The organism is Isoptericola sp. NPDC060185 (genome assembly GCF_042728595.1).
GTDB lineage: Bacteria > Actinomycetota > Actinomycetes > Actinomycetales > Cellulomonadaceae > Isoptericola.
On record NZ_JBHWYY010000055.1, the window covers coordinates 1 to 8385 of the forward strand.

Genomic DNA, 8385 nt, shown 5'->3' on the forward strand with positions numbered 1-8385 from the left:
GACAGGGGTCCGCCCGGCGCCCGTCGTGGTGTCGCTCGCGGCCCGGGCCGCGAGCGAGTCACCGAGCGGAGGTCACAGCTCCGACATGGCCTCCTCGGGCGTGCCCTCGACGGCGGCGGCGGCCCTGTTCCAGCGCGACCACAGCACCTTCTCGCCGAGCTGGCCGGCCATCTTGTGGGCCGTGAGCAGGAAGACGACGACGCCGACGGCGAGCACCGCGACGCCCACCCAGTACGGGGCGGACAGGCCGACCGGGTGCAGCAGGCCGGCGATCACGGGGGCCGGGGCGGCGAAGCCCCAGCGCACGAGGTTGAACGCGCCGGTCGTGACGCGGCGGTCCGGGTCGCCGAGCGCCAGGGACAGGTCGGTGAGGATCGCGTTCGCGATACCCATGAACACGCCCGCGACGACGAGCACGACGATCGACGCCGGCGTCGGGAGGCCGAGGGCCAGCAGCAGCGTCATGACGAGGACGCCCGCGACGGCGATGCCGAGCGTCTGGACGGCCCCGATCGTGTGGGCCAGCTTGTGGCCGACGACGAGGATGCCGAACGCGAGGCCCAGGCCCCACGCGGTGAAGACGAGGCCGAGGGGGATGACGTCGAGGCCGAGGAAGATCGGCGTGTAGCCGAGGATGATGAAGAAGACGAAGTTGTACGTGGCGGTGACGACCGCGAGCGCGAGGAACGCGGGCTTGCGGAACAGCGAGAAGACCTGGCCCACGTGCAGCGGCGCCGGCTTCTCGGCGGGGTCCTTGAGCTTGGTGATCGACATCGCCAGCGCGACGATCATGAACAGGCCGCACGCGAAGAACGGCACGCGCCAGCTGATGCTGCCGAGCAGGCCGCCGATGAGGGGGCCGACGGCGAACCCGAGGCCCACGCAGGTCTCGAAGATGCCGACCACCCACTCGCGGTCGTTGGCGAGCGAGACGAGCAGCACCATCGCGGTGGCGAAGAACATCGCGTTGCCGAGGCCCCACAGGCCGCGCAGCGCGGCGAGCTGACCGATGGAGGTGCTCAGGGCGGCGAGGATCGCGGCGATCGCGACGAGGGTGACGCCCGCGCCGAGGATCTTCTTGTACCCGAACTTCCCGGTGGCGAGCACGGCCGGGATCATGCCGAGGGCCATGACGGCGATGTACGCCGTGAACAGCAGCTCGATCTGCCACGTGGTGGCGCCGATGGCCTCCCCGATGACCGGGAGGATCGGGTCGACGACCGCGATGCCGGCGATCGCGAAGAACGCGGTCAGCGCGGTCGCGTAGATCGCGGTCTTGTTCGGTTCGTTGCGTGTGCCTGCCACGGACTCCTCGCTCCTGCCCCACGGGTGCCCCGCGGGCCTCGTCTCCTGGTGCGGCGCCGTCCCGGGCGCCGGTGGCGCCTCCGGGGCGCCAAGATGCCTGCATCATGCAGGTATTTACCTGTAGGGTACACCTATGACTGCTTCCCTGGGAAACAGCTCGACGGACGAGCGCCCCGACGCCGGCCCTGACGCCCCCGCCCCGGAGGTGATCGCGCGCGTGGAGCTCGGCCTCGCCCACCTGCTGCGCCGGGCCGAGCGGACCACCGCCGCCACGACCGCCCGCACCGGCGGGCACGACCTCGACCGCTCCGGCTACCTGCTGCTGCACGCCCTGCGCGACGGCGGCCCGCAGCACGTGCGCGCCCTGGCCGACCGGCTCGGCATCGACGCCTCGACCGTCACCCGCCAGGTCGTCGCGCTCGAACGCGCCGGGCACGTGGTGCGCAGCCGGGACACCGAGGACCGCCGCGCCGTCGTCGTCACCGCGACCCCCAGCGGGCGTCGCGCCCTCGACGCGCAGCGCCGCCGACGCGCCATCACCTACACGACCGTCCTCGAGGACTGGCCGGCCGACGACCGCGCCCTCCTCGCCGACCTCGTCGAGCGCCTCAACGCCGACCTCGACGCCTACAAGCGGGACACACCCCCGGCCTGACCTCCGACGTCCGTCGCCCTGGGCAATAGATGTCCCGGGCGTGCCCCGGGTCGCTCCCGGTGTGCTGGGACCAACGATGCCCGGGGCGACGTCGCCCCGGGCGGCCCGACACCGCCGAAGCCCTCGAGGGAGACCGCCGTGGCACCGCACACCGATCCCGGCACCATCGGCCCCGGCGCGGAGCCGCGCCCGGGCGTCACACCCGGCCGGCCGCGCCCGCGCCGCCTCGTCGCCGCCCTGCTGGCGGCGGCCCTCGCACTCGTCCTCCCGGTCGCGCTCCCCGACGACGACGCGACGTCCGCCCCCCGGTTCGACGTGCAGTGCGACGAGCTCATCGACAACGTCGAGGAGATCGCCGACCTGGTGGACCTGCCGACCGGCACCGTCGAGGACATCGACCCCTACGAGTACGAGAACCCGGCCTCGCACCTGAGCGACGAGAAGGAGCCGACGAAGGCGGAGCTCGCGAAGCTCACCGGGAGCTACAAGAAGTTCGACGTCGGGTCGAAGGACCGCATGCTCCGGCGCTGGAAGGTCTACAAGGGCAAGTACACCTGGGAGCAGTGGCGGAACACGTACATCCCGAACCAGGCCAACGACGCGCGCGGCGACGCGTTCCACGGCAACGCCGCGCGACGGCTCAAGCTCGGCGGGTCCGGGTGGATGTGCGAGGACACCAAGCTCGCCACGGAGGAGAAGCTCGGCTCGAAGCGGCGGTACGACTCGGTGAGCCGCAAGCACGGGATCGCGTACGAGGTGAAGTCCGGCAGCTCCGCGCTCAAGGAGAGCCAGCTGAAGGCGGACCAGAAGCTGCAGGCAAGGATGGCCAACGGCCGGAACTGGCGCGTTGTGTACGTCTTCAGCAAGGAGCCGACCGCGGCGCAGCGCGAGCTGATGACCAAGTACGGCGTGAAGCACGTGGTGCTGCGCGCCTCGCCGAAGGAGATCAACCCGCCGGCCTCCTCGAGCGCCGCGATGGACGCCCCGTGCGCGGCTACCAAGCCCGCGGCGCGGGTGTCGACCCTGGCCGCCTCGTCCTGCCCCCGGCGCTCGACGGTCGGCCCGGCGAAGGACCTCGCCCAGCGCTCCGGACGCACCCCGGCCCTCGCCCGGGAGGGCCAGCGGCTCCAGACCTCGTTCGGCGCGGACGGACGTCGCCAGGGCTTCATGCCGCCGCGGCCCGGCGGGATCGACTGGACGTCGCTGGAGCTCAAGTACGTCACCGACGACCCGAAGGCCGGCGACTACGGGTACGCGTTCTCGGCGGACGAGCTGCCGGAGGACGCAGTGGAGCCGGGCTGGGGCGGCGAGGCGTCGCTGGACCTGTCCTCCGACGCGCTCATGACCTGGCTCGCGCTGGACCCCAGCCAGTTCTGGGTCAACCTCAACCCCGACACCCCGGAGACCATCGTCGACCAGCAGTTCGGCACGACCGACGCGGGGCGGGTGCTCCTCGAGGCCGACCTCGAGATGAAGAAGTCGCTGACCGGCCTCTCGGACCCGGCGACGCCGCTCGGGAAGAAGCACTGGGACTCTCTCGAGCGCAGCCCCGACGGGACGATCTGCTACGACTGGACGCGGTTCTGGATCGAGCCGCAGCCGGCGAAGGTCCGCGTCGACGGCGACCAGCTCTTCATCCTCGACGCCCCGCTGCAGGTGCAGATCGAGCCCATGGACATCGACTGGTTCCCGCCCGGCCAGGAGCCGTGCACCGCGACCGCCCCGGAAGACATGGTCGAGCGCAACACGCAGCGCGTCGTCGACGACTTCGAGCAGCCGCTCGAGGACTACGTCAACGCCGCCCCCGAGTTCGCGGACCTCCGGCGGGTCTACACCGCCCGCGTGGCCGCGGAGTGGATCAAGGACCGGGACGCGAAGCGCCCCGGCGCTTTCCACGACGTCATCGGCTCCGGCGACGTCTCCGCCTGGCCCGCGCGCACCGACTACGACCCGCAGGACGTCTTCGACGAGCTCATGGAGCTGTTGCAGACGGTGCAGTACCGCTACGAGTACGAGCACGGCAGCCTGGAGTACTACGTCGAGGTGATGGGCGGCATCGAGCTCCCCGACGCCCCGCGCGACCAGACGTCGAAGGAGGAGTTCGAACGCGACCACCCGCGGCTGGAGCGCACGGTGCGAGGGGCTCGGTACGACGTCACGAACGAGCCGCCCGTCGTCGGTGCACGGGACGACGTGACGACCCTGGACGACGCCACCAGCACGGCGTGGCTCGGCGGTGGCACCGTCGAGGAGGCGGCTCGGCCCGACCCGACCGACCCGCCCGAGGAACCCGACCCGACCGACCCGCCCGAGACACCGGCCCCCACGAACCCGCCCGGGAAGCCGGCGCCGAACGACCAGCCCGGCGGCGGGGACTCCGGCGGGGGCTCCGGGCGCGCCGACCCCGGTCAGGACCTCCCCGATCCGCCGCAGGCCGACCCGCCCCAGGGCGAGCAGGCCCCGCACCCCGGCGAGCTCGCCGCCACGGGCTTCGCCCAGGGCTGGCTGGTGCCGGCCGCGATCGTCCTCGTGCTCGCGGGGATCACCCTGGTGGGCGTCCGCCGGGGCTGGTTCTCCCGGCCCTGACCGGCCGCCCGGGAGCGCGTCTGCCGTGAGCAGATGCGCTCCCGGCAGAGAACCCTCCCGCGCCGACGGGGGCAGGGAGACGGTGGGGCCATGAGCACACCAGTCATGAGCACACCGTCCCCGCCCCCGCCCGCCTTCGACGACCAGCTCACCGCGCGGCTGCTGCACCAGCGCATCGTGGTGATCGGCACGGAGATCGACGACGCCGTCGCGAACCGCGTCTGCGCGCAGCTCCTGCTCCTGTCGGCCGAGGACCCGCGGTCCGACGTCGCGCTGTACGTCAACTCCCCCGGCGGCTCCGTCACCGCGGGGCTCGGCATCTACGACACCATGCGGCTGCTGCCCAACGACGTCGTGACGGTCGGCTTCGGCTTCGCCGCCAGCATGGGCCAGTTCCTGCTCACCACCGGCACCAAGGGCAAGCGGTACGTGCTGCCGCACACGCGGGTGATGATGCACCAGCCGTCGGCCGGCATCGGCGGCACCGCCGTCGACATCGAGATCCAGGCGCAGAACCTCGAGCACACCAAGCGCGTGATGCACGAGCTGACCGCGCAGCACTCGGGCCGCACCGTGGAGCAGATCGCCACGGACAGCGACCGCGACCGCTGGTTCACCGCCGCCGAGGCGGTGGAGTACGGCCTGGCCGACCGCATCGTCGAGCACGTCGACGACGTGCGGCCCACGGCCGCCGGCCGGAAGGCGGGCCTGTGATGAGCAGCTACACGATCCCGAACGTCATCGAGCGCACGCCGCTCGGCGAGCGCTACTCCGACGTCTTCAGCCGCCTGCTGCGCGACCGCATCATCTTCCTCGGCACGGAGGTCGACGACGGCGTCGCGAACGTCGTGATGGCGCAGCTGCTGCACCTGGAGTCCGAGGCGCCCGACCAAGAGATCGGGCTGTACATCAACTCCCCCGGCGGCTCCGCCACGGCCATGACCGCGATCTACGACACGATGCAGTACGTGCGCTGCGACGTCGCCACCACCTGCATGGGCCAGGCGGCGTCCGCGGCGGCGGTGCTGCTCGCGGCCGGCACGCCCGGCAAGCGCACGGTGCTGGAGCACGCCCGGGTGCTGCTGCACCAGCCGTCCACCCAGGGGCAGGGCACCGTCTCCGACCTCGCCATCCAGGCCCGCGAGGTGCTGCGCCTGCGCGCCGAGACCGAGCAGCTCCTGGCCCGGCACACCGGGCAGACCGTGGAGCGGCTGCGCACCGACACCGACCGCGACCTCATCCTGTCCGCGCACGACGCCGTCGAGTACGGCGTCGCGGACGCCGTCGTCACCTCCCGCAAGGTGGCGGCGCGCACCGCGGCCTAGCGACGGGCGGCCGCGTCGCGACGTCACACCGTCGACGTCACGACGCGGCCGGTCGTCCCCCGAAGCTCCAGTCGTGGACCTCGACGTCCGCGTAGTCGTCCGCGACCAGCACCCGGCGGGCGTCGGCGGGCCCGGCCGCCTCGACCAGCGCGGCCGCGCCGAGGACGGCGGCGCCGTCGTCGGAGAGGAGGTGCCCCGCCGCGACGACGCCGACCCGCGCCCCGGCCGTGACGAGCGGCTCGCCGCTCCCCCGCCACCCGAGCCCGAGGACCAGGAACCGTGGGCCACCCTCCGGCCCGCCGGGGTAGTCCCACATCGTGCGCCCGAGAAGGCCGCGCCACCGGCGCAGCAGCACGTCGCGGTACGCGCCGACCTGGTAGTTGGGCTCGTCGAACGCGAACGCCCGGGCCGCCTCGGGCCCGGGCAGGTCGAGGACGTGCACGCTGCCGGTCAGCGTCTCGCCGTCGTCCGTCGTCGTCGGGCCGCGCGCGATCATCCCGTCCGCGAACCGGTCCATGTACGCCAGGTGCTCCTCGTTGAGCGCCTCGCGCAGGGCGCGCGAGCCGGCACGGTCACGGTGGTAGCAGAAGAACTCCATGCCGCCAGACGGTAGCGGCACGCGCCCACCGGCCCCGGCGACGGGGCGTCACCTCCGCCGGCCGTCCTGGAACGACCGCCCGGACGACGTGCGGCGACCTCGGGCTCACGCGGCGAGCGCGACGACGTCCGACGTCGTCGAACGCACGGCAGTCGAGCGCACGGCCGCCGAGCGCACGTGCCGGGAGGACGACGGGGAACGGTCGCGCAGGGACGTGAGCACCCGCACGCGCTGCTGCTGCTCGGCACTGGCGGCCAGGGCGTCGTGCGCCTGGGCCACGAGGTCGACGAGGCGGATGCCGAGGGCGGCGCACACCGCGGCGAGCACCTCCGACGACGCCTCCTTGCGGCCGCGCTCCACCTCGGACAGGTACGCGGTGGACATGCGCGCCGCGCCGGCCACCTCCTGCAGGGTGCGGCCCTGGCGCAGCCGGGCGCGGCGCAGGATGCCGCCGACCAGGTGGCGCAGCAGGGGCTCGCGCACGTGCTCCACCTCGGTCGCCCGTCCGCCGATCGCGCCGACCCGCGTGTCCGCCGTCATGCGCTCGACGCTACCCGCGCCCGACAGCCGACGGCTCCGCGAGCGGCTCGTGGGGCGCTCGTTCTGCTGACGGCAGAAGGCGGCGCGCGGCCCGGCTGCTGCCATACAGCACCCCGCCGACGACGAACGCGGCGCCCACGCCCTCGAGCGGGGTCACCCGTTCGCCGAGCAGCACCCAGGCCGCGGACATGCCGACCACGGGCACGAGCATGGAGAACGGCGCGACCACGCCCGCGGGGTGGCGGGCCATCAGCCAGGTCCACACGCCGGAGCCGAGCACCGTCGCGACCAGCACCGTGTAGAGCAGGCCGACGACGGCGCCCACCGCCCCCGGGTCGTCCCATGACGTGAGCGACCGGGAGATCTCGCCGGGGCCCTCGACCAGCAGCGACAGGGCGAGCATCGGCAGCGGCGGCACCACCGACATCCACAGGGTGAGGCGCAGCGGGCTCTGCGGCTTCGCCTGCCGGTTGCAGATGTTGCCGATCGCCCAGCCGAACGCGCCGGCGAGCGTGAGCAGGAAGGGCACGACCGTCGCGCTCGCGGCCTGCTGCCACGCGACGAGCGTGAGGCCGCCGACGGCCACGAGGATGCCGAGCACCTGCCGGCCGCTGACCCGCTCGCGCAGGAACGTGGCGCCGAGCAGCACGGTGAACGGGCCGGACATCTGCAGCACGAGCGACGCGAGGCCGGCGGGCATCCCGGCCGCCATGCCCCAGTACAGGAAGAGGAACTGCAGCGCGCCGAACCCGAGCCCGTACCCGACCACCCACCGCACCGGGACGTCCGGCCACGGCACCAGGAACACGGTGGGCAGGGCGATGAGCGCGAAGCGCAGCGCGACGAGGAACATCGGCGGGAAGTGCTGCAGCGACGCGTCGATGGCGATGAAGTTGAGGCCCCACATCAGGGCGACGAGGACGGCGAGCAGCCGGTGGCGGGCGGGCATGCGCCCACCCTCACCCGCCGTGACGTTGAAGGACAAGCGAAAGTTGCTTCACCTTGTCTGTAGTCTGCCTTCATGGACGTCCGGCACCTGGCGCTGCTCCGCGAGCTCGCCGACCGCGGCAGCGTCACCGCCGTGGCCCAGGCCACCCACCGCACGCCGTCCGCCGTGTCCCAGCAGCTGCGCACCACCCAGCGGGAGCTGCGCACCCCGCTCGTCGAGCCCTCCGGCCGGGGCCTGCGCCTCACCGAGGCCGGCCGCCTGCTGGCCGAGGGCGGCGCGTCCGTCGCCGCCGCCGTCGCGCAGGTGCAGGCCCGCTGGGACGAGTTCCAGGGCGAGCCGTCGGGCACCGTCAGCGTGGCGGCGGGGGGCCCCGCCCCCCCCGTGCGGCTCCCCCCCCGCAAGGGCCGCCCCCCGCGGCCCGCCCACA

General features: G+C 73.4%; 9 protein-coding genes. 5 read left to right on the forward strand and 4 right to left on the reverse strand.

Translation table 11 applies throughout. The features are described 5' to 3' along the window. Window positions 1-72: 72 nt before the first annotated feature. Complete coding sequence (locus ACFWDO_RS15690; protein ID WP_380347023.1) at window positions 73-1305, reverse strand: MFS transporter; 1233 nt, start codon at window positions 1303-1305, stop codon at window positions 73-75. A 133-nt stretch (window positions 1306-1438) separates the two neighbouring features. On the opposite strand from ACFWDO_RS15690, the gene ACFWDO_RS15695 reads away from it, so the two are divergent. The 4 genes from ACFWDO_RS15695 (at window position 1439) to ACFWDO_RS15710 (ending at window position 5871) form a co-directional block, all read left to right on the forward strand. Beyond that, complete coding sequence (locus tag ACFWDO_RS15695; protein WP_380319762.1) at window positions 1439-1960, forward strand: MarR family winged helix-turn-helix transcriptional regulator; 522 nt, start codon at window positions 1439-1441, stop codon at window positions 1958-1960. Window positions 1961-2098: 138 nt separating this feature from the next. Beyond that, window positions 2099-4546, forward strand: coding sequence for a hypothetical protein (locus tag ACFWDO_RS15700; RefSeq protein WP_380319759.1), 2448 nt, complete (start codon window positions 2099-2101; stop codon window positions 4544-4546). A gap of 90 nt (window positions 4547-4636) precedes the next feature. Next, the gene (locus tag ACFWDO_RS15705) at window positions 4637-5260 is read left to right on the forward strand and encodes a ClpP family protease (protein WP_380319756.1); all 624 of its coding nucleotides are present in this window, start codon (window positions 4637-4639) and stop codon (window positions 5258-5260) included. Further along, window positions 5260-5871, forward strand: a complete 612-nt coding sequence (locus tag ACFWDO_RS15710; protein ID WP_380319753.1) for a ClpP family protease — start codon at window positions 5260-5262, stop codon at window positions 5869-5871. Before ACFWDO_RS15705 ends, ACFWDO_RS15710 begins: the two co-directional genes overlap by 1 nt. 37 nt (window positions 5872-5908) lie before the next feature. Here the strand turns inward: ACFWDO_RS15710 and ACFWDO_RS15715 are convergent, their stop codons facing one another. The 3 genes from ACFWDO_RS15715 to ACFWDO_RS15725 form a co-directional block, all read right to left on the reverse strand. Next, entirely contained in the window at window positions 5909-6469 is a 561-nt protein-coding gene (locus tag ACFWDO_RS15715; RefSeq protein WP_380319750.1) for a YciI family protein, read from the reverse strand. A 105-nt stretch (window positions 6470-6574) separates the two neighbouring features. Further along, window positions 6575-7009, reverse strand: a complete 435-nt coding sequence (locus ACFWDO_RS15720; protein ID WP_380319747.1) for a helix-turn-helix domain-containing protein — start codon at window positions 7007-7009, stop codon at window positions 6575-6577. 10 nt (window positions 7010-7019) lie between these two features. After that, window positions 7020-7958 carry an EamA family transporter gene (locus ACFWDO_RS15725; RefSeq protein WP_380319745.1) on the reverse strand — a complete coding sequence of 313 codons (939 nt, stop codon included), beginning with the start codon at window positions 7956-7958 and terminating at the stop codon, window positions 7020-7022. Window positions 7959-8030: 72 nt separating this feature from the next. Here ACFWDO_RS15725 and ACFWDO_RS15730 point away from each other — a divergent pair. Beyond that, window positions 8031-8385 (forward strand): LysR family transcriptional regulator (locus ACFWDO_RS15730; RefSeq protein ID WP_380347025.1); only part of this gene is annotated, 355 nt, incomplete at its 3' end.